At 67.5% G+C, this 20924-nt stretch carries 18 protein-coding genes and 1 tRNA gene; 9 read left to right on the top strand and 10 right to left on the bottom strand.

Features of this window, described 5'->3' with window-relative positions; genetic code table 11:
* Nucleotides 1-54: 54 nt before the first annotated feature.
* The 3 genes from AC0VYM_RS22035 to AC0VYM_RS22025 form a co-directional block, all read right to left on the bottom strand.
* The gene (locus tag AC0VYM_RS22035) at nt 55-543 is read right to left on the bottom strand and encodes a DinB family protein (protein WP_475455134.1); all 489 of its coding nucleotides are present in this window, start codon (nt 541-543) and stop codon (nt 55-57) included.
* A 47-nt stretch (nt 544-590) separates the two neighbouring features.
* A complete protein-coding gene (locus tag AC0VYM_RS22030) occupies nt 591-1280 on the bottom strand; it encodes a class I SAM-dependent methyltransferase (RefSeq protein ID WP_475455132.1) in 690 nt (229 codons plus the stop codon).
* Between the two features lie 73 nt (nt 1281-1353).
* Nucleotides 1354-1938 carry a helix-turn-helix domain-containing protein gene (locus AC0VYM_RS22025; protein WP_475455130.1) on the bottom strand — a complete coding sequence of 195 codons (585 nt, stop codon included), beginning with the start codon at nt 1936-1938 and terminating at the stop codon, nt 1354-1356.
* Between the two features lie 331 nt (nt 1939-2269).
* On the opposite strand from AC0VYM_RS22025, the gene AC0VYM_RS22020 reads away from it, so the two are divergent.
* The gene (locus AC0VYM_RS22020; protein ID WP_475455128.1) at nt 2270-3304 is read left to right on the top strand and encodes a DNRLRE domain-containing protein; all 1035 of its coding nucleotides are present in this window, start codon (nt 2270-2272) and stop codon (nt 3302-3304) included.
* Between the two features lie 568 nt (nt 3305-3872).
* Complete coding sequence (locus tag AC0VYM_RS22015) at nt 3873-4040, top strand: hypothetical protein (RefSeq protein WP_475455126.1); 168 nt, start codon at nt 3873-3875, stop codon at nt 4038-4040.
* Here AC0VYM_RS22015 and AC0VYM_RS22010 read toward each other — a convergent pair.
* Nucleotides 4033-4656 (bottom strand): dihydrofolate reductase family protein, encoded by a 624-nt coding sequence (locus AC0VYM_RS22010; RefSeq protein ID WP_475455124.1) that lies wholly within the window; start codon nt 4654-4656, stop codon nt 4033-4035. The genes AC0VYM_RS22015 and AC0VYM_RS22010 overlap by 8 nt on opposite strands.
* Nucleotides 4657-4783: 127 nt before the next feature.
* Here AC0VYM_RS22010 and AC0VYM_RS22005 point away from each other — a divergent pair, with 127 nt between their 5' ends.
* The 3 genes from AC0VYM_RS22005 (at nt 4784) to AC0VYM_RS21995 (ending at nt 8645) form a co-directional block, all read left to right on the top strand.
* On the top strand, nt 4784-5179 hold the full coding sequence (locus AC0VYM_RS22005) for a DUF7691 family protein (RefSeq protein ID WP_475455122.1): 396 nt from the start codon (nt 4784-4786) through the stop codon (nt 5177-5179).
* A 174-nt stretch (nt 5180-5353) separates the two neighbouring features.
* A complete protein-coding gene (locus tag AC0VYM_RS22000; protein WP_475455120.1) occupies nt 5354-5818 on the top strand; it encodes a hypothetical protein in 465 nt (154 codons plus the stop codon).
* Complete coding sequence (locus AC0VYM_RS21995; RefSeq protein ID WP_475455119.1) at nt 5811-8645, top strand: hypothetical protein; 2835 nt, start codon at nt 5811-5813, stop codon at nt 8643-8645. The genes AC0VYM_RS22000 and AC0VYM_RS21995 overlap by 8 nt, the downstream gene beginning before the upstream one ends.
* 96 nt (nt 8646-8741) lie before the next feature.
* On the opposite strand, the gene fabG is transcribed toward AC0VYM_RS21995, so the two are convergent.
* Nucleotides 8742-9497: a 3-oxoacyl-ACP reductase FabG gene (gene fabG, locus AC0VYM_RS21990; protein ID WP_475455117.1), complete on the bottom strand. Its 756-nt coding sequence runs from the start codon at nt 9495-9497 to the stop codon at nt 8742-8744.
* A 299-nt stretch (nt 9498-9796) separates the two neighbouring features.
* Nucleotides 9797-10612 carry a hypothetical protein gene (locus tag AC0VYM_RS21985; protein ID WP_475463307.1) on the bottom strand — a complete coding sequence of 272 codons (816 nt, stop codon included), beginning with the start codon at nt 10610-10612 and terminating at the stop codon, nt 9797-9799.
* Here AC0VYM_RS21985 and drmC point away from each other — a divergent pair.
* From drmC to AC0VYM_RS21970, 3 genes are all read left to right on the top strand, one after another.
* Nucleotides 10603-11352, top strand: a complete 750-nt coding sequence (gene drmC, locus AC0VYM_RS21980; RefSeq protein ID WP_475463161.1) for a DISARM system phospholipase D-like protein DrmC — start codon at nt 10603-10605, stop codon at nt 11350-11352. The two genes, AC0VYM_RS21985 and drmC, sit on opposite strands and share 10 nt — an antisense overlap.
* Before the next feature lie 264 nt (nt 11353-11616).
* Nucleotides 11617-12321, top strand: coding sequence for a hypothetical protein (locus AC0VYM_RS21975; protein ID WP_475455115.1), 705 nt, complete (start codon nt 11617-11619; stop codon nt 12319-12321).
* 184 nt (nt 12322-12505) lie between these two features.
* A complete protein-coding gene (locus AC0VYM_RS21970) occupies nt 12506-13018 on the top strand; it encodes a hypothetical protein (RefSeq protein ID WP_475455113.1) in 513 nt (170 codons plus the stop codon).
* A gap of 196 nt (nt 13019-13214) precedes the next feature.
* On the opposite strand, the gene AC0VYM_RS21965 is transcribed toward AC0VYM_RS21970, so the two are convergent.
* A complete protein-coding gene (locus tag AC0VYM_RS21965; RefSeq protein WP_475455111.1) occupies nt 13215-16250 on the bottom strand; it encodes an AAA domain-containing protein in 3036 nt (1011 codons plus the stop codon).
* Between the two features lie 520 nt (nt 16251-16770).
* On the opposite strand from AC0VYM_RS21965, the gene AC0VYM_RS21960 reads away from it, so the two are divergent.
* Nucleotides 16771-17310, top strand: coding sequence for a hypothetical protein (locus AC0VYM_RS21960; RefSeq protein ID WP_475455109.1), 540 nt, complete (start codon nt 16771-16773; stop codon nt 17308-17310).
* Nucleotides 17311-17527: 217 nt separating this feature from the next.
* Here AC0VYM_RS21960 and AC0VYM_RS21955 read toward each other — a convergent pair whose 3' ends face one another.
* The 3 genes from AC0VYM_RS21955 to orn form a co-directional block, all read right to left on the bottom strand.
* Nucleotides 17528-19603 carry a GmrSD restriction endonuclease domain-containing protein gene (locus tag AC0VYM_RS21955; protein WP_475455107.1) on the bottom strand — a complete coding sequence of 692 codons (2076 nt, stop codon included), beginning with the start codon at nt 19601-19603 and terminating at the stop codon, nt 17528-17530.
* A 480-nt stretch (nt 19604-20083) separates the two neighbouring features.
* Nucleotides 20084-20159 (bottom strand) — tRNA-His (locus tag AC0VYM_RS21950).
* A 67-nt stretch (nt 20160-20226) separates the two neighbouring features.
* On the bottom strand, nt 20227-20877 hold the full coding sequence (gene orn, locus AC0VYM_RS21945; RefSeq protein ID WP_475455105.1) for an oligoribonuclease: 651 nt from the start codon (nt 20875-20877) through the stop codon (nt 20227-20229).
* Between the last annotated feature and the right edge of the window lie 47 nt (nt 20878-20924).

Here is a 20924-nt window from a genome sequence, read left to right as displayed (position 1 = left end):
CGGTGCGAGCGCGCACCGGCCGGGAGGTGTGGGGACCGTTCCCTCCGGAGGGGATCAGCGGCCGGTCCGGCCGTCGATCCACTCGCGGAGGATGTCGAGGTGCCCGGCGTGACGGCCGGTCTCCTCGATCATGTGCGCCAGGGCCCACCGCATCGACGGCGCGGGCCCGCCGCGGTGGCCGTCATGCGCGGGTCGGCCGAGGTCCTCGCAGGCGGCGATGGCCCTGTTCGCTAGGGCGACGGCGTCGCGGTAGCCCTGGAGCACCTCCTCGGTGCTCTGGTCCGGACCGGCATGGAACGTCGCCGCCCAGTCGGCGGTCTCCTCACCGAGGAACACGCGGCGCTCGACGCGGGTCAGGTGCACGATGAGGCCGAGCAGGTTGGTCCCGGAGGCCACACCAGGGGTGCGTACGTACTCCTCCGGCGCCCCCTCGACCTTGGCCAGGGCGCCCTCACGCAGGTAGTCGAGGAATCCGGTGAGGACCTCCTTCTCACCGGGCCCGGTCCTGGGCGGTGGGCGGTCGCGTCGTGTTCGGGCGGACATGGTGCTCCCTCCGTGGGCGGTGTCGGCGTTCTCGGCGGTGCGGGCGTTCAGGCCCGATCGGTCCTCGGAGTCGTCCCCGGACGGCGGCGTGCCGCCACCACGTTGTCGACCACCGTCGCGGTGCGCCCGCCGGGTCCGTGCGCGAGTCGTGTGCGTTGTTCGACCACGGCGGCGGTCCACTCCGGCCCGAGGTCGAGCGAGTGCCACAGGTCGTCCGCGGTCGGATGCTCGTCGTGCCGGTTCCATGACCAGGGCGCGCTCGAACCGTGGTCGACGACGAGCAGGATCCCCTCGTCGCGGACCGACCGCGCGGCCGTGCGCAGGACCGCGTCTCTGTCGAGGCCCGTCGTGGCGTGGAAGTAGGTGGCGTGGACGAGGTCGACCGGGCCGGTGTCGGGCACGGAGGACGCCAGGTCGAGGGCTTCCACGTCGAGGCGTTCCCCGAATCCGGCCAGCCGGGCCCGTTCGGCCAGGACGTCCACCACGTGTTCCGAGACGTCCACCGCCGTGACTCGCCACCCCCGCGCGGCCAGCCACAGGGCGTCCCCGCCGCGCCCGCACGCGAGTTCGAGGCCCCGGGGCGCTCTTCGGCGCGGGACCGGTACGAGCGCCAGTTCGGCCGCGAGCGCGGCGAAGGCCGTGTTGGGCTGCGGAGGGGGTGTCGAGGGATGTTCGTCGCTGTACTGCTGGTCCCAGAACTCCCGTGCGGGAGAGGGGACCCCGGTTTCGGATCGCATGAAGTCCATGCTGGGCGGTGGCGGCGGGTCCGTGCACGGTTCCGTGCGGATCTGCAACGCCGCGCGCGGGGTCTCAGGACCCGTGCAGGTGGACGCGCTCGCCCTGGGTCCCGAAGATCGCGATGACCTCGGCCACCACCCGCTTGGCGGGGTTGCCGATCCAGTGCGGGGTCCGGGTGTCGAACTCGGCCGCCTCCCCGGCGTGCAGCTGCACGTCCTGTTCTGAACCGAGGACCAGGCGTACGGTTCCCGAGAGCACGTAGAACCACTCGTGGCCCTCGTGCGTGTGCAGCTCGGGAGCCGGAAGGGTCCGGGACGGCGGGTAGACCACCTTGTACGCCTGGATCCCGCCCGCGCGCCGCGTGAGCGGGACGAAGGTCAGACCGAAGCGGCGCACCGGATGCAGGTGGACGCGCGGGTCACCCACCTTGGGCGCGTTCACGAGCTCGTCGATCGGCACCCGGTGGACGCGGGAGAGCGGGAGCAGCTGCCCGAGGGTGGGCTGGAGCCGTCCGGTCTCCAGGCGCGAGAGCGTGCTCGGAGAGATCCCCGTGCGTTCCGACAGCTCGGCGAGGGTCAGTCCCGCCCGGCCACGCAGACGCCGCAGTCGGACGCCCACGGCTCGGAGCACCCCGGCGTCGGGATCGTTGCCTTCCATGTCCGCAACCTATCTCGTGGTGCGCTCCCGCTCTCGCTGTGGGGAGCGGGGGAGTGGCCGCACGCCTTCGGTTTTCGGTTTGAAACGATCCCTATTTTGGTTGTTGCCGAATGAGTCACGGTGGAAAACGAAGGCGATCTCGGCTCCCGGAGCGGCTTCCGGTGGCCCTCGTTTGTCTTGTGGGGTAATGGTGGTTTTGGTCCGCGTATATATCCCCGTTGTTTGTCTGGTGCGGTGTGAATTTGGTAAATTCCTCTTAGTTGAAGGCGCGGCACGATGCCTCGCCGGAATTGCTTTCGGTCATCGTTGGAATGTGTAGGCACCAACCGTAATGCGTCGTACCCTGACCCGCGCGACGGCGGCCTGTGCGACCTACGCCCTGGTTCTCTCACTGGGGGTGGGTGCACCCGTCGCGGCTGACGAGAAACCCGCCACCGTCAAGGAAAGTGCTCCGGGCTCCGGTCCGGTGGAGGTCTCCCCGGCCACTGGCGGATCGCGCGAAGGTCCTGGCGTTCACGCCAGCGATAGCCCTTCCCCGATCCCGCATTACGGCGGTGGCCGAATTCAGTCCGCGAGTTCGCTGTGGGCCCATGTGGACCGCGCGTTTCCGGACCAACCTTCCAACATGGCCGAAATCGGAAGTCTGGGTACGGGTCGCCTCGCATGGGACCGCGTGTACACTCGCAGGGCCCTTTTCCGTTTCCCGGTGGAACTCGGTACCGATTCCGTGGTGGAATCCGCCGTGCTACGGACCGCCGTGGCGTGGTCCTACGACTGTGAAAGCGACTCCGCCGTGGAGTTGCACCGGGTCGACGCGTTCGAAGAGGAAACCACCTGGAACGACCAGCCGGAGTCCCTGGGTCTGCTCGACACCCGGAACGTGCGGGGCGGGCACACGGCCTGCCCGCTCCACGGCGGCGTGGAGTTCGACGTGACCGAGGCCTACCAGCGGGCCCTGGACAACGGAGAACACCACCTCCACCTGAGGCTCGGGGCGGCGGACGAGTCCGGGAGCGCCGCCTGGCGGCGCTTCGACGTCGAGGACGACCCCCCGGTCCTGGTGGTCGACCACGGCCCCGCCCCGAACAGGTCCGTCGCGCCCTCCGAGAGGGCTGAGCCGCAGGCCGACGTCACCCCCCGGGACGACGACCCTCCGAACCCCGTCCGACCTCCCGTGGTCCCCGTGCCCGTGGCAACCGGCGACGTCCTCCTCCGGGGCCACGACGACGGCCCGTCCGGGAGCGAGCTGGTCCGATCCCCTTCGGCGGAGGGACCGGACCACGCGATCGCCGCGGACGACCACTGGTGGGCCGGGGAGACGACCCGGGCCCGTGGACCCCCAGGCAGCTCTTCACTCGACAACTGAACCCCTGGTTGGGCGACCGGGGGAGTCGGTTGGTGAAGGACGACACCCCTCTCCTCCGACGCGTCTTCCGGTCGGGCGGAGGCCCGCGTCGGCGGCCCGTGGGGGAGCACCGTGATGGGGAGGCTCCCCGGCGGCCCAGGAGTCCGTGCCGTCCGCGCACCGGTCACACGGCGCAGTGATCGTTCGCGGCGGACAGCCCGGCTCCACGCCGGTCGGAGAGGTGGTCGTCCCGCAAACCGGACGTGCCCGGGGCAGCGCCAGGTGGGGTGATGCCTCGGGAAGCCGCGGAGGCCCGTTCTCGTCTGTGTGCCTGGGTGCCACACGGACGTGCTTCGGGCCACCGCGGACGTTCGCGTGCCAGGAACCGCGGAGGCGGGAGGTGGATCAGGAACGAGCCGGGCGAACGGCACCAACGGGACACGGGCCCGCCGGACGCGTGACCGGGTCGGTGTTCCATCAGGTCTCGGGCCACGAGGGTGATCCGGGCCCGGAGGAGCCCGTCCGGTGCGGTCACGTCGACCCCCAGGATCCGCACCACCTGGTCGATCCCGCATGTGACAGTGCTTTGGTGCAGGTGGAGGTTTCCCCGGCGCGGGCCGAGGACCTGTCGTCGTTGCCCCCGGCCCACGGCGCAAGCACCGAGTTCGACCCCCTCCGCGACGACCAGATCGAGTACGCGCTGAGCGCCGGAGTCTCGGTCGAGGGTGTCGCGGCGGGCGCTCGCTGGCTCAGGTGAGTGAGTTGACGCCCTCGTAGTTCGCCAACGGAGCCGCCCCGGAGGTGACGTACTCCAGCAGGACCAGACCGGACGGGGTGTGGTCCCGTCCGACCAGGCGGAACCCGGTGCTCTGCGACGGGTGTGTGAACAGGCGTCGGCCCTCACCGACCACGGTGGGCGCGACCACCAGTCGGAGCGAGTCGACGAGCCCCGAGGACAGGAGGAAGCCGCCGAGCCGCGCGCTGCCGTGGATCTGCACCTCACGCCCGGGCTGGTCCCGCAGGCTGTTCACGGCGTTGACCGGGTCCCCTCCCAACAGGGTGGTGGGATCCCAGGAGCCCTCGGCCAGCGTGGAACTCACGACGTACTTGGGCAGCGAGTTCATCCGCACCGTGAACGGATCGGGCTCCGTGATCCGGGGCCAGTCACGCGCGAAGGCCTCGTAGGTGCGTCGGCCGAACAGCAGGCCGTCCGCGTGGTCCAGCCACTCCGACGCGGTGCTCACGAATGTCGCGTCCATGAAGGGCACGAACCAGCCGCCCCGGGTGAACCCGCCGGAGGTGTCCTCGTCGGCCGAACCGGGACCCTGACTGACGCCGTCGAGCGAGACGAACTGGGTGAGGGTGATCTTCACGCGGGCTCCTCTCCGGCGGTCGCGCCCGGACCGTCGAGGTGGCCCAGTCTCACACGGAGAGGACCACCGTCCCCGTCTCCACGCCGAGAGAGCCGAACTGTCACAGGGGCTCCGTACCGTTCGGGGTATGAGTTCAGGACTGATGGCCTTCAGCGTCGACATCGACCGGATCACCCGCCCCGCCTCCGAGACGGTGCGTTCGCAGTGCGAGATGTACGGCACGTTCCTCGACAACCGCTGCTTCTCCCCGGTGAAGTACTGGTGGCTCGGAGAGGTGGACCAGACCCTGTCGGGTCTCGGTGTGCACGCGGTGGGGGTCGAGTACCTGGCGGGCGACCAGGACGACGGCGACTCCTGGTCCGCCAAGTCCGTGGGTCTGGCGGACGAGCAGGCACGCGCGGTCACCCCGGAACAGATCGCGGAGATCGAGGACCCGTACATGCGTGAGGCGGTCACCTCGGTCCTGGGTTGGGTCCGCACCGCCGCCAGCCGCGGACACGGAATCATCGGCTTCTTCCACTGACATCGCCCCCGCCCACCCCCCACGGCCGGAGGTTCGGGAACGTGGATCCGGCAGGGGGCAGGCGTTCCGGCGAATGGTAGACAAACAGTGGCCGTGCCCGGGAGGCGTGCCGTACCGGGTGCCAGGTGTGTGTCCACCGTGGGGTGGGCGCGAAGACTCGGATGGGGTGTGGGCATGTTCGAAGAAGCAGTCAGGGACGGGGTGATCACGCTGGTGCGGGCCATGGCCACCGACGCCTGGCCCGCCGCGCGAAAGGGGATCCTGCGACTGTTCAGAGGTAGGAACGAGGACGAACGGAAGGTCGTCGCCAACCGCCTGGACAGGGACGCTGCCCAGCTCTCCGGCAGCGAGCCGGACCAGTCCGAGCGGGTGCGCGACGTGCTGGTGTCCCAGTGGCAGGCCCGCCTCCAAGACCTGGTGGAACTCAACCCCGACCTCACCGAGGAGCTCCGCGCCCTGGAACGGGAGATCCGGCGGAGTCTGCCCGCCGCACAGGAGAGCGGCACCCAGGTCAACGTCGCCCGTGACGGGGGGCAGGTCTTCGCGGCGCAGAACGGCAGTGTCACCGTGAATCAGTTGCCTCCCCACCCACCGAACCGGCACCTCCCGGCCGGTCCGGAGACCGGTGCGCATGGCTGAGCGTGGCCCCGAACAGATCGTTGTGGCGGAGAACGGCGGGTACGCCTATGGAGTCGTGGGCGCCGACATGCACGTCTTCCAACACGGCGGCCCCGTCTACCTGCTGCACGAGCACCGCGTCACGGCGGCTGGCCGGAGAGAGGGGGCCCTGCCCCGGCCCAGTCGCATGCTCGACGCCCGCTCCAAGGTGGTCGGCTTCACCGGACGGGAGGACGAGCTCACCGAACTGTCCGCCTGGCGTGACGCGGACGGCCCCCGTGTTTCGGCGCTCTGGCTGTACGGCCCAGGCGGTCAGGGCAAGTCCCGCCTGGCCACGGAGTTGGCTGACCGGAGCCTGGCGGGCGGGTGGAAGGTCGTCACCGTCACTCACGGGTCCGGAGCCGTCCCTCCCGAACACGGCAGCCAGGATCTGCGCCTGCACGGTGCGCCGGGACTGCTGCTCCTCGTCGACTACGCGGACCGGTGGCCCCTCAGTCACCTGAACTGGTTCCTCAACAACTCACTGCTGCGCGAGCCAGTACCGACCCGGCTGCTTCTGGTGGCCCGGTCGAACACCATGTGGAGCCCGATCCGCCACAACCTGGAGAGGGCCTTCCACGCCGATACCCGCGACCATGCCCTGCGTGCCCTGGACGACCACCGTTCGCGCAGGCAGCGGATGTTCGTCGCCGCCCGCGACTCCTTCGCACGAAGGTACGGACTGGCCGACCCCTCCGTCGTGGAACCGCCGCCCTACCTCGATCGTTCGGAGTACGGCCTGGTCCTGGCCCTGCACATGGCCGCGTTGGTGGCGGTCGACGCCCACGTCCACGGGGCACGGCTCCCCGAGGACATGGTGGGTCTCTCGTCCTACCTGTTGGACAGGGAACGGGAACACTGGACACGTTTGTATGAGAACGGCATCGCCGGGCTGGATTTCACGACCCCGCCCGGCACCATGCATCGAGTGGTGTTCGCCGCCGCCCTGACCGGATCACTGCCCACACGCGCGGGAACGGCGGTCCTTCGGCGGATCGAGTTGCCCGACACGCACCGCGCCCTCGCGGACCACGGAGCGTGCTACCCGCCCCTCGCCGCCCGAACGGTACTGGAACCGCCCTACCCCGACCGGTTCGCCGAGGATCTCCTGGCCGTCACCCTGCCCGGCCACGCGGTCACCGACCAGCCCGCCGCTCCCTGGGCCGAGGACACCCTCGACCTGGTCACCGGGGTCGCGGATGACGGACCCGTGCCTTCACACGCGGCCAGGGCGATGACCTTCCTGGTCGCCGCGGCCGCGCGTGACCGGTGGCCCCACGTGGCCGAACACGTGGAGGACCTCCTTCGTGAGAATCCCGGACTCGCCATCACCGGCGGCGGGGACTGCCTCGCAGGCCTCGCCAGGATCGACGTCTCCCTGGAGGTCCTGGAGGGCGTGGAGGCTCGGCTCCCCGACCACAGGCGGATCGACCTGGACACGGGCATCGCCGAACTGGGCAGGCGTCTCGCCAAGGAGAGACTGAGCCGCACCGACGATCCGGGACGACAGGCGGTCGAACACCGTCTGCTCGGTCAGCGCCTGGCGAAGGCGGGGCGGCACGAGGAATCGCTCATGGTGTTGGAGCGGGCGGTTGACCTGTACAGGTCCCAGGTGGCACGGGCCCCGGGCGGCCACGAACCCGATCTGGCGGGATGTCTGACCCTGCTCGGCCGTGAACACCGGGAACTCGGCCACTGGAACGAGGGGCTGCTCCGCAGCGAGGAGGCGGTGCGCCTCTACCGGGGGCTCTCCGAGGAGAAGCGCGCGGCCCACGCGTCCGACCTGGCACGAGCTCTGGGGCAGGTCGCGGACCTGGTGGTCGTGGACCGGCGCTGGGCGGAGGCCCTGACCGCCTGGGAGGAGGCGGTGAGCCTCCTGCGCGGCATCCCTGACCAGGAGTCGTCGACGACGAGCGCGGAACTCGCCTACACGCTTGCGGGTCAGGCGGGCATCCACGAGGCCCTCGGGCGATGGGAGGAGGCGACCACACTCCTGGACGAGGCCGCCGCGATCTACGCCCGGCTGACCGAGAGGGAGCCCGGTGTCCACGAACCCGAGCTCGCGATCGTGCTGAACAGCCAGGCGAGTGTGCTCTTCCGTCTGCGACGTGCCCCGGAGGGCCTTCCCCTGTTCGAGGAGGCCGCCAGGGTGACCCGGAGCCTCTCGGAGACCAATCCCGGAGCGTTCTCCGCGGATCTCGCTGCCGTCCTCTCCAACCTGTCGACGGTCCTGCACAACGTGGGTGAGTGTGCCCGGGCCGCCGAGGTCGCCGCCGAGACGGTCGACCGGTACCGGGCCTTGGTCGCGGCCCGGCCCGCGCAGTACCAGAGCGCGCTGGCTGACGCCCTGGTCCACCACGCGCGCTGCCTCGCGCACGAGCATCGCTGGTGGGAGGCGGTACAGGTCAAACGAGAGGCGAGGGAACGCTTCTGGCACGCCGGTCTGGAAGGAGCGATCAGTCCGGGGAAGATGATGTCCGAGAAGGCGGCCGAGCAGGTGCGCAAGGCCGACGTCCTCCGCCTCCAGCGCCCGAGCTGGTCCTTCGACGACCACTGGGTCAACCTCCTGAACCAGGAGGAGGTCTGGAGGGACCGGTACAACCGGGCGCACCGCATCGCGGAGATGGAGGCGTCCTACTGCGCGAACGTGATCGGATTCGTCATGTCACAGGCCGACGGCGTGGTCGAGACCCTGATGATGACCAACAGTGACGAACCGACCGACTGGCACCAGAGCGACACCCCCGAGGTCTGGCTGGCCCGCCGCCCCCTGCTGTGGGCACTGGCCCACCGGGCACGGAAAGGCTGACGCAGAAGGCCGGATCCTCCAGACAGTCGCGAGCTCCACTCCCGCCTCCTCCCTCACTCGTTGGAGGTCAGCGGACTTCGGGGCTCCGGTCCGTCCTCAACCGGGGGTGGCGAAGGCCCCGGCGTCCTCGGGCAGGACCTGGCCTCCGTCGACGACGATGGCCTGACCGGTGATGAACGAGGCCCCGGGACCGGCCAGGAACAGACAGGTCGCGGCGATGTCCTCGACCTCCCCGACGCGTCCGAGGGGGATCGCCGCGCGCATGCGTTCGAGGTAGTCCGGTCCCATGTCGTCCAGACCCTCGGTGCGAATGTTGCCGGGCAGTACGGCGTTGACGGTGACGCCCCGTGGCGCGAGCTCCAGGGCGGCGCTGCGCATGAACCCCAACTGGGCCGCCTTGGTGGCGCCGTAGTGCGTCCAACCCGCGTATCCGGTCAGCGGTCCGGTGATGGAGGAGGTGATCACCACGCGACCCTGCTCGGAGAGCGTCAGGGCCTCCACCGCCGCCTGCACCGTGAACACGGTGCCCTTGAGGTTGGTGTCGATGGTCCGGTCAAGCTCCTCCGGGTCCATCGACACCAGCGGTGACGAGGGGAAGACACCGGCGTTGGCGCAGACCACATCCAGACCGCCGGTACTGCGCACGGCCTGCTCGACCACGCGCGCGCAGTCCCCTGGGTCGGCCACGTCTCCGACGGCCCAGTCCGCTCCCGGCACGCCGTGGGCGGCCTCGCGTGCTCTGCCTTCGTCGCGTCCGACGATCAGTACCCGGTCTCCGGCCCTCGCGAACGCCTTGGCGATGCCGAGCCCGATCCCCTTCGTGCCACCGGTCACCAGAACCGATCTGCCCACGGCCGCCTCCTGTCGCTGGACCGGTGACGGTCGTACCCTGTCGACGGTCGAGGAACCCCCGGGAAAGCGAAAGGCCCTGATCCTCTGGATCAGGGCCTTTCGGCTCTGGGGTGAGTGACGGGACTTGAATGCTGGTGCGGGAGTGTTTTGACCTGCGGTGATGCGAGAAGTTGCAGGTATTGGCGGAGGTGGGTGCTCGGTTGTGCCGCGTTCCCCGGGTGGTGTGCACCCTCCGGGTGTACGCCTCTGGCCTGTCCGGTGCACCCTCACGGGTGCACCGAGTGAACTTTGAGCCAGGGTCACATCTGTTGGTCCAGCCAGTCCTGGCAGCGCCCACGGAACCACAACAGCACCTGGTGCACCCGCTGCCCGCCATCGCCTACGAGGACATCGAGCGGGAAACTCGGCCGCCGGTTCAGTGAGTCCTCGGGCAGGTCGATTCCAGGAACCGCGTTGAACTTGTGCAGCAGCTCCCTCCGCAGAGCCACATCGTCGAACGGAGGACGGCGCGCCATGTGCTGGAAGACCACCTCAGCGCGTCCCGACACCGGGTAGAGCACGAGCGCCCACCGCCAGTCGGGGTTCACGCTCTCGTCCCAGGTGAGGAGGAAACAGCTGGTGTCGGTGCCGCCTCCCCAGACCAGATCGCCTCCGACGGCGGTCCACTCGTCGATCAGGGCCTGAGTCGCCCGCACGACCTCGGGCTGCTGGTTCTCCAGGAGAAGTGCGTGGAACCGTCGTTCCCGTTCGACGAACTCGTCCACCTCGAGCCCTACCAGCTCTGCGAGCGCGGCCGCTGGCACGAACCCCTCGTGTCCTGACCCCGCCTCTTCGGCCGCCCTGGTGTCGGGGAAGACCCGGCCCGTGTGCGCGGTGTCCGGATCGGCGTCCAGATGCCGGGACACGGCCGCCCTCTTGGCTCCCACGAGCACCGCGAGTTCGCGGTGTGTGGTCCAACGGGTGGCTGCCAGCATCGCCAGCGCGTGTTCGAGCTGCTGGGCGAGGTCCTCACCGATTTTCTCCGGCGACTGAGTGCTGGAGGAAGCGGGAGAAGGCCACAGGGCAGGCGTGGTCAGCGAGCAGAGCGGAACGCTGGGCTCGGGGCCTGGCCACACTCGCCGGCCAACTCAACCCCACCGCCGTTCGGCGGTGGGCGGACGCCCTGGAGGAGTGCGTCGGTCCAGGACAGGTGGAACGCGTGCTGCTCGACGCCCACCCGGTGGCGGGTATAGGCCACCATGCCGCAGACCTGGCCCGGCTCTGGCGCCGCCGGCCCCACCTGAGCGGAGACGCCCTGGGCCTGGCCCTGCTCGGTGCGGCCGCCGCGGCGGAGCGGGCCGACCTGCGCCGTTCCAGCGTCGTGGCGACTGGCCCGTCCGGCAGCTCCGCCCTGCACAAGAGCGCCGCGCGTACCACCGGCGCCGCCCTGGAAGAGGTGATCCGCTCTGCACGCGAGCGGCTGTTGGTAGTGAGTTTCGCCCACTACCCCTCGACCCGGATGGTGGAGGAGCTCACCGTGGTGGCTGAACGCGGGGTGACGGTGGACGTGCTGTTGGAGGAGAAGACCGGGGCGCTGAAGGCGTTCAAGGACCCTTTCGCACACATGACCGATCAGGTCCGGCTCTGGCGGTGGCCGAAGGAACGCCGCGGCGCCAGCGGGTCGGCGTCCATGCACGCCAAGTTGGTCGCCGCCGACACCAGCAGGGCACTGGTGGGCAGCGCCAACCTCACCGGGCACGCCCTGCACCACAACATCGAAGTGGGTGTCCTGGTCCGCGACCCGTCCCAGGTAAAGCGGCTGGTGAGCCACTTCCGGTCCCTCATGGGACCTGACGGCCCCCTGGAACGCGCCTGACCGATATCCCTCCGTCTCCCGGGGCCGTGTTCGGCTACTGGTGATCCGCAGCTTGGGCTTTCGGTGATTTCGGCTGAATTCGGTTGCAGGTTTCACATCTGTGCGTGCTGAGGACGGGCTGTACGGTTGTTCCGGGATTCGCGGGGAAGGGAACTTGATTCCTTGACAGGGGCCGATCTGAAATTCTTCTGATTCGCGGCCTTGCCCGGTGGTGGCACAGGGCATTCTAGGATGGCTATCCGGATTCCACCCCCTAAGGATCAAATGAGCACCTCGCCTGTCGGTCAGGATTTCGATCTTGATGTCCGGTTTCTCGACGGGACTCCTTCGCACCTGGTGGATGTCGCTCGCCGATACTGGGATCTTCGCGGCCTGGACGAGGCGGGCGCCTACCCCCTCTGGCGGACACCCGTGCGTGAGATCGACACCGAAGGTTGGGGCGGCCGCCACCACCTCATGGCAGCCGCTGCGAGCAGAGCCTTGGCCAAGGGTTATTTCTGCCCTTCGTGCGAGGAGGAGCTCTCCCTGCCGAATCGGACCGCTTTGAACCAGATCCTCGCTGGTGACACCAGGGTGGTCTGTGCGGACTGTCCCCCCACCCTCAGTCAGGAAGCGGAGGAGTACCGGAATCCTGATGCTGCGGCTCTTCGCCGGGCCGAACGGCGTCGAGAAGAACAATCGCTGAACGAGGCCTACGCTGACGCCGAAGAACGTTGGATCAAGGCGCATCAGGAAGTTCTGGGAAAAGAGTTCGCTCTTCACCATCACCCTGAAGAGGAGTTCCCGAAGCTCGACGTCCGATGGGAGCTCGCCGCGCTCACCGTGGTGCGCAACGCCACCGAGGGCGGGATCATCAACATCAGGGATCACCCGGAGCTGTCCGTGCTCTCACCCGGCGGTGAAGACGCGGACGTGATGGAGGCCTTGCGCCGCCACGGGGTGCTTCACGTCCATCCGTCGACGCGGTGAGCTCACAGTTGTGGAGGATCACTGCCTTCGACGATGCCGTCGCTGCAGCCGGGGGAGATCTGGACGACCTTCCCACACCTGAGCTGAAAGGCCCCTACTACCCGCTGACGACTCGGTTCTACGTCCGCACGGCGATGATGTTCGGGCGGCGGTGGAGTCAGCGGGCACGCGACTTCTGCACCGTTTGGCACAGGTCTTCAAGGACCAACGGCGCTTCGCCTCCCTGGAAGGGCTCCTCGCTGAGGTGATCGCCAAGGAAGCTGTGCGCTACTTCGACTACAAGTTGAAGGAGCACAACCTGCCCGGTGTTCCGGAGGAGAAGGAATTCCCTTCCGTCGAACTCCAGGCCCGTCGATTGGCGGCCATTACGGAGCCGTGGTCATGGCAGGATTTGGCCACGGCGTTTCAGACCGTGCGCGAGGACATCTCACTCGTCTGGGACGAGGACCACCCCAGCCACCCCATCCTTCAAGTGGCCACGGGAGCACTGGAAATGCACCTGCTCCAACTCGGCACCTACCTCAAGGAGCGCGAATCCTCCCTGGCGATGGTGCTCGCAGCTGGACTGCACAGGGAGCTGATCGGAGCTCGTCCCCACGCACTACCTTCCGGAAGGGTGGTCGTGGGTTTGCTGGTGGAAGCCCTCGTTCGTCGAGAACCGGAGAAGGATCCTGTAGAGGAGCGCGATGCTGAGTGACGATGCTCCGCCTCACTTGGCGAGTGCCGCCACGCTACGAAGCAGCAAGCCCTTGCGCCCGGTTGGGTAGTGCATAGGTGGAGTCGCCAAGGCTCTGGGTCGATCACAGAGCTGGTGAAGCCGGTACTCAAAGGCGCTGCCCGTTTCTGTGCGTAGCCACGCCCGCGCCCCGAGAGGGCGCGGGCGGCGAGGGCTGTCACAGCCAGCGGGTGAGTTTCTCTCTCGGGGTGTCCGGGCGTACCCACCACAGGCGGGCCTTTCCGTCCCACCGGGCCCTGACCTCGCGCTTGGCCACGTCCTTCTCGCCGAAGGGGACCTTGAGGTACAGGCGGTCGCCCACCACCTCGCCGATGCCGGGAGTGTCTGCGGGGGCTGCTTGCTCGCTCTGGGCCTGACGGACGTGTTGCAGCGGCTGGTCCCGGCGGGCCCGTTCCACGATGTGCCGGACCCGCTCACAGGCGTCGGGATCGGTCAGTCGCATCATCAGGTCGGTAGGCCCGTTGCTCGACAACAGGTTCAGGGAACCGTGCCAGAGCACCGTGCTGTCCAGCACCACGACCTTCTCGTGCATCCGCTCGCGGGGGCGCACCTCACACCCCTGGTCCCGCAGGCGCTGGATCTGCGCCTGGTGCCGTTCGGCGTTCTTGTCCTGGTTGTCACCGACCGGACGGGTGAACACGGTGACGCGAACCCCTTGCGCGATGCGCGGGGCCAGGTGCTTGAGCCAGCGTTCGACGGGGCCCTTGTTGAGGAAGGCGCAGTAGATCTCGATGCTCTCGTTGGTCCGGGCCAGGTCCCATTCCAGGGCCCTGGTTACTTCATCGGCGGGGAAGAAGGCGGGGCGGCGCAGTTCTTCCTCGCTCAGGCCGACGAGGTCGCCGGCGCTACGGACAGGGACCAGTTCCTGGGCCGGGATCCGCTGGGCCGACTTCTCCAGGGTGTTGAGCATGATCACGGTTTCGCTGCCCGGACTCAGATGTTCGCGTAGGTGTTCGACGTCAGCGATCACCACGAGGTGGTCCTGGGCGCGGCTCAGCGCCACGTTGAGCAGCCGGGCCGTGGACGAGGACATCCCCGTGCCGCTGTAGAAGAAGCCCGGTGCGTCTCCGGCGCCGGCCACGGTGTCCACGATGACCAGGGGCCGCTGACTGCCCTGGAACCGGTGCACGGTGTCCGCCAGTCCTTCGTACTCCTGTCCGAACCGGTACTTCATGCTGCTGCGCAGGTGCTTGACCTGGTCCCGGTAGGGGGAGATGACCGCCATGCGCTGAGCGGGGGTCACGGGATCGTCGTGCTTTCGCCCGGGCAGGACCCTGTCGTGCTGCAGCCCACGGACCAGCTCGTGGATAACGGCCTCGTGCACTTGGTTGGACTTGTGGCGTCCCGAGCCGCCGACCCGGACACGGCTGCCCGAGGTATCCACCAGCACCACGGAGTGGTCCACCAACGGCGAGTGCGGCAGCCGGGAACGGTCCTGGCGCCCGGTGGCCAGGGGAGCGTCACGGTAGGCGACCTTGTTGACCACGGTGCAGATGTCGGGGCGCATGCGGTACTGGGTGTCCAGAGCGACCAGGCGGGGGTCGCCCGTCACCCGCCCGGAGGGGTCGACCAGACCCGCTGCGTGAAAGACGTCCCGGTCCATCCACTGTCGGGAGTGCTCCTGCTCCTCGGGCAGGAGCGCCCCGGACCCGGAGGCCTGGGTGATGGCGGGCAGCTGCCGGAAGTCCCCGGCGACCACGACACGCTTGCCGGCCAACCCGGCCGCGCACCACGCGGAGGGCAGGTCGACCATGCCGGCCTCGTCGATGATCACGGTGTCCACCTCCTCCAGGAGGCGGCGGCTCTGCAGGGCCTTGGACAGGGTCGTGCCCATGATCCGGCACCGGGAGCGGACCGCCTCCAGCAGCCCGTCGAGCTCCTTACGAATTTCGGCGAGTTCGGACTCGGACTGGCCGACCAGCTCCTCCACCTCATCGGCAGAAGGAAGGCCACGGGTGGCTGCCAGAGCGGAGTCCCGTTCCCGGACGCGTTCGGCGATCGCCGTGTTGACCTCCTCCAGGCGACCGGTGGAGGCACCGAGCCGCCGCTGCTCCTCGTTGAGAGCGTTGCGTAGACGATCCCGCTCCTCGATCAGGCGGGCCAGCCGCTCGGCCTTGCGTTTGGCGAACACCCCAGAGGGGGATCCGATCGCCTCGACGCTCGCGACCACCTGGTCGAGTCCCCGTTGGGCACGGGTGGTTCGAGTGCGGTGGCGGGAGATCTGGTTGGTGATGTCCCCGGCAAGGGAACATGCACTCCCCAGCTCCGCCTCGGCCTGGGCGAGGCGTTCGTGTGCGAGACGTTGGGCTGTGACGAGCTCGAGGGTCTCCTCCAGTTCCCCGGCCCGGGCGGAGAGCTCCATCCCTAGCCGTCCGGCGATCATCTCCGGGTCGATCACCGAACCGAACCGCTCCCGGAGCGAGTCAACCTCGATGTCCCCGGCCCGCTGCACCAGACCGGTGTCGAAATCGTCCTCGCCTTCCAGCCGTTCACACACCCGTTCCAGCGCCTGGTCGACAGCCACCCGAGTGGGCGCCAGGAACAGGATTCGTTCACCGAGACGGTGGGCGCCCTCGACGATCAGGGAGACCACCTCGGTCTTGCCGGTGCCGGGCGGGCCCCAGATGAAGGTGATATCGCTGCCCAGGGCCTGTTCCACAGATTGGCGCTGGCGTTCGTTGAGAGTCATGTCCCGGTACCCGCTGATGTACCGGTGCGGGTCGGCCAGCGCCCCGACCGCGGGATCACCGTCTCCGAGGACCCAGGATGCGGTGATCACGTTCACGGGACCGGGACTTTGTCCACAGTCCCGGATGCGGTCGGCGAGGGAGTTCAAGGACCATGTCTCGTCGTCACGGAGTTGGACGTTTCCGGGGCGCTCACCCAGATCGGCCTCCGTGGTGACGAGGATCTTCCCGTCGGGGTGGGCCGTGGCCCCAGCGTGCTGCCAGGGCTGGCGGGAACGGGAGGGGCGCACCAGAAGCCGGTCGGAGTCAAAGGAGTCCTTCCAACGGGCGCAGGAGAACAGGTACTCGTGGGGGTGGTCGCCATCGCTGACCCGGACGCGTTCGCCGTCCTTGAGGGAGACCTTCTCCTGGGTGTTGGCGTTGTCGGCCAGGTGGGCCTTGATTTCGCAGGCGAGGGCGGTGAGGAACTGGTCGGCTGGTTCGGGGAGTGTACTCGGGGAAGTCACAAGACCCTCTCGGTATCGTCAGCACTGGGGAACCGGCGTTCAGGAGTATGCCCCAGCTCGGTGACGTTCCGCAGGTGTCTCTGCGCGAGGAGTTCGCGGGCCCTGAGGGAGGGGAGCCAACGGTGACTGGGCAGGGGCGAGAGGGAGTTTGTCAAACAACTGCCCTCTGCTCAGGCTCTTCACCTCCGCGAGTAACTGCACAGCCGGATCTCTCCGGCAGAACCCGGCTATGCCGGATGCATCGCCGTGCCCCCAACATCAGGAAGTGAGCTCGCGGCACCTCGGTTGCACCATGAGGAGCAACGCCCTGGGGAGAACTGCCGTATCGCCTCTGTATCCGTTGTGACAGGCGGTTGTCGCCGTGTCAGTCGGGTCGGTGGCGACGGGGACCAGTCAGGCCGACAAGGTGCCGATTCTGATCGTGTGACCACCACGGCTTGCCAGGCTTTCCGTAGGCGACTGCGCGGCGGTCCGGGCAGGATGGCACTCTGGAATGCGACAACGGAGCCGGAGGTGGCGGATGGACCCTATCGTGATCGGTGGCCTGGCAGGAGCGGTTGGAAGTGTGGTTACGGCCCTCACCACCCAGGTGTTCGCGCATCGAACCAAGGCCCGAGAGCTCGAACACACGGAGCGCGTGCGCCTCGAACAGGAGCGGTCCGAGGACAAGAAAATGCAGGCAGAACTGTGCCGCTCCGGCTACGTCGCCCTCAACTCGCAGGCTCGGGAGTTCCTGGCCGCCCTGACTGACCTTCTTAAAGCCGCTGAGGCGCAAGTGCCGAGGGATGAGGAGCAGTCCACTTTGGACCGGGTTCGCTCCTCATACCGCCACTGTTATGCCGACGCCCAGCTCGCGTTGAGCGACGAGATCCTCGAGATCGCCTCCGGTGTGAACAGGAACCTGATGGACCTTTTCGGCCTGGTCAAGAGGCTTGACAGCGGAAAACCCAGACCAGGGGAGACCTACGAGGCCGCTGAACGGAAACGGCAGGAAGTCTGGACATGGCTCGCAAGGCTTCGAGCTGCCATGCGTGCGGACTTGGGCGTCTCCGACGCCTGATGAATGCGGCTGGTCACTCCGATGGTCCGTCTCGACGAGAAACGATCGTGTTGTTCGTGGCCACCCTCGCGAGCTGTCGCCTCGTGCGTTTCCGCGGCGTGGTCAGGTGGGAAGGCGCTGCACTGTAGGGCCCCCGGCACGAGAAGGACGGTGGCCCTTCGAAACCGAGCCACGCGGAGACGGTCCCGTTGTGCCAGGGGCGCCAAACTCGTTTCCCCTACTCTCCGACCTGGTATTCGTAGGCTTGCCGCACCAGGCCCAGGACATGGTCCAGATCCGTCTCGGAGTCCAGCACGACCTGGACGTTGCCGTTGCCCGCCTTGCCCTTGCCTGTGACGTCCCAGGCGAGGGCGCGTTCGTCGTGGAGAGCCTCGAAGGGCATGTTCAGGGTGAGCTTCAGTCGCTCGCTCTGCGCCACCACGTCGACGAAGTTGGTCTCGGCTTTGTAGGCGATGTACCGCTTCAGGAAGGTTTCCGTGACAACCTCGTCCAGAGCGATCACCCGGCTACGGAACTTCTCGAACAGTGCCAGCAGGGGTGGTCCCGCCAGATTCGGGTGGTCCTCGATGGAGTATCCAGATTCCGTGGCAGGGCGTCCGGTCTGCGGGAAACCCTCAGGGCAGACGGGACGTGGCCAGATCTCCACGGCTTGCGCCGCCAGTCGCTCCGCGCGCACCCGGATGGTTTCTTCGTTCCAGGTTTCAAGAGTCCCGAGCCCCTTGTTGAGCCGGAGCGGGCTCTCTCGGAAACCGCCTTCCATGTCCCGCTTTTCGACGAAGGGTCGGTCGCTGTACTCGGAGTTGTAGCCGGTCAGCGTCAGGTTCCCCAGTGTGTGCAGACAGCGTTCCTGAATCTGGGACCAGTCTGCACCCAGATCCTCCCGCCATTGGGCGGAGAGCTTCTCGTTCTGCGGCAGGATGTGTTCGATCGTGTAGTCCTCGATCGAAACGTGTTCTTTCCTGCCGAAGTTCTCCAACCGCCGCAACAGGTACGACCTGCGTTTGAAGTTGTACATGTTGGCCTTGGTCAGTTCATCCTTGAAATCCTCGTCAGAGGGAAAGGCACGGTAGCTCTTCAGACCCAGCAGATGCGCCTGGACGCTCTCGACGTACCGACCCTTGTCGATCGCCTTGGTGAACGTGCTGAAGGTTCTGTTGAGTGAGTTGGTGGGCACGCGGCACACCGCGCGGCGGAAAATGTAGGAGGTGACCATCTCGACGATAGAGACCAGATCGTCGCGTTGAAGGAGCCCGCGTTCGTAGTCGGTGTAGAGCTCCAGCAACAGCGGGTAAACGACGTCAGCCTTGATCTCCCTCAGGTCCTGGAAGGCCGCGGCGAGAAGCTTGTCGTCCTCCTGCCCAAGAGCGACGGCGCAGTAGCGCTTGGCGTAGGCGTGCAGTTCGCGGACGAGAGCCTCGATCTCGACGCCCTCGGATGTGAAGCCCTGCGCGTGCTTCTTGTAGGCCCCATAGACGTTGTCGAAGCGCGGGATCTCACCGGTGACGACGGTGAGGTAGTGACGTACGAAGTCGTCGAACTGCTTCTCATAGGCGGCCTGCCCGAAATCGGTCTCCATCGGCCGCCAGTAGGTGTTGTACAGCTTCTCCTGGACGGGCGGTGCCTGGCCCATCAGTACGAAGTTGCGGATGAGGTCCGCCTGTGACAGCTGCAATCCGGTGGAGTTCATGGACTCGAAGATCAGCTGCGGGTTGTCCGATGTGCGGTCCAACCGGATGTCGACGACGACCAGCTTGGCCAGGCCGCGGCACACGTCTCCGAGATTCGTGCTCGGCTTCGTGAGGTGCTCCAGGAAGCGCTGGTGGTTGTTGCTCACACTCTCTGACGGGTTCGATGGCAGGGGAGAGCCACCGATGATCGCCTTCAGCGTTTCCCGGTCTTTTTCTGATAGCAGAAGTTTGAAGTAGTCATCGCCCTCCTCGTCGTTGTTCACCAGGTAGCGGTTGCGCAGCTTCCTGGGGGAGAAATCCGGCAGCGGAAGGGGTGTGCCTTCCGGAAGGCTCTCCAGGGCACGGGCCAGGGCCGCGACGAGGAGCATCACCGTGGTCATCCGCTGCTGACCATCGATGACGAGATGGGGCTCCTGCGTCGTCAAGTTCGACAGCCCCTTCTCCACGTAGACGATCGAACCGGTGAAGTGCGAAGTCAACGTGTCGTCGCGGCCAGCGCGCTCGATGTCGGCCATCAACTGGTCGCATTCTGCTGCGGTCCACGAGTACGCGCGCTGGTAGATCGGTATGACGAACTGGTGACCCTGCTGGATCAGTTTCAGCAAGGGGGTCTCGGAAGCTTTCACCGTGCTGGAGAGCCTTTCTGGCCATGGCCTCTGAGCGAATCCTGGCGGGGCGTCACGGGTGCGGGCGGGGCCGGTGTCCCAGAGAGGATTCGTTGCCTCATGGCAGATTCACGGGGGACCTGCCTGCGGCACAAGGGGAAGTCGACGGACATGCCTGTACTCCGAGGCTAGTGCGCGCAGGGGACTATTGGGACTGGGTGTCGTGTCTCGGGTTCCGTGACTTGGCGCCTCGGTGACTGGAACTTGCTGTCTATTCCTTGATCCCCCGGGGGCCGGTCCGCGTGAGAGGCTGGAGCGCTCTTCCAAGGCCGGGGCACTACGGGTCGGGTGCCCAGGCATGCATACCCCCGATGGATCGCTGAGGAGCTGAACCAGATGGAGTTCGAGTTGGTCGGCTTGGGTGCGGAACCCCCGGGAACGCGAAAGGCCCTGATCCTCTGGATCAGGGCCTTTCGACTCTGGGGTGAGTGACGGGACTTGAACCCGCGACTTCTTGGACCACAACCAAGTGCTCTACCGGCTGAGCTACACCCACCACGTGCGCCTGACCTCTCGGCCCTGCGTACGTATGAAATTCTAGCGGACTCCGGGGAGTGCTTCGATCAGTTTTCCGGCTTGGCGGTGTGGAGAGCCGCGTCACGTGCCTTCAGGCCGGTGCCGTCGGCGACGACCTCGGCGGCGATGGCACGGGCCGTGGCCGAGTTCGGGCCGGGTTCCGGGACGAAGGCGGCCGCGCGGAAGTACCGCAGCTCACGGATGCTTTCGGTGATGTCCGCGAGCGCCCGGTGGCCGCCGTTCTTCTCCGGGCTCGCGTAGTAGACGCGCGGGTACCAGCGGCGCAGGAGCTCCTTGATGGAGGACACGTCGACCATCCGGTAGTGCAGGAAATCGTCGATCCGGCGCATGTCCCGGGCGAGGAACGTGCGGTCGGTGGCGATCGAGTTGCCGCACAGGGGCGCCTTGCGGGGCTCGGTCACGTACTGGCGGATGTGCTCCAGCACGCGGTCCTCCGCCTCCTGGAGCGTCACACCCTTGTCCAGCTCGTCCAGGAGCCCGGACGTGGTGTGCATGTTCCGGACGAAGTCGCCCATCCGGTCCAGGGCCTCCTGCGGGGGTTTGATCACGACGTCGACACCCTCGTCGAGGATGTTCAGCTCACCGTCGGTGATCAGACAGGCCACCTCGATCAGCGCGTCGTTCTCGAAGTCGAGGCCGGTCATCTCGCAGTCGATCCACACCAAACTGTCATTCATACCGGTCAGCTTAGGGGTTGTGGAAGCGAACGGGGGCGGTGGGCCGT

The sequence above is a fragment of the Nocardiopsis sp. iso_237 genome (assembly GCF_056173345.1).
Note: the sequence above shows the minus strand (reverse complement) of the source record. Positions and strands in the feature narration are given on the sequence as shown.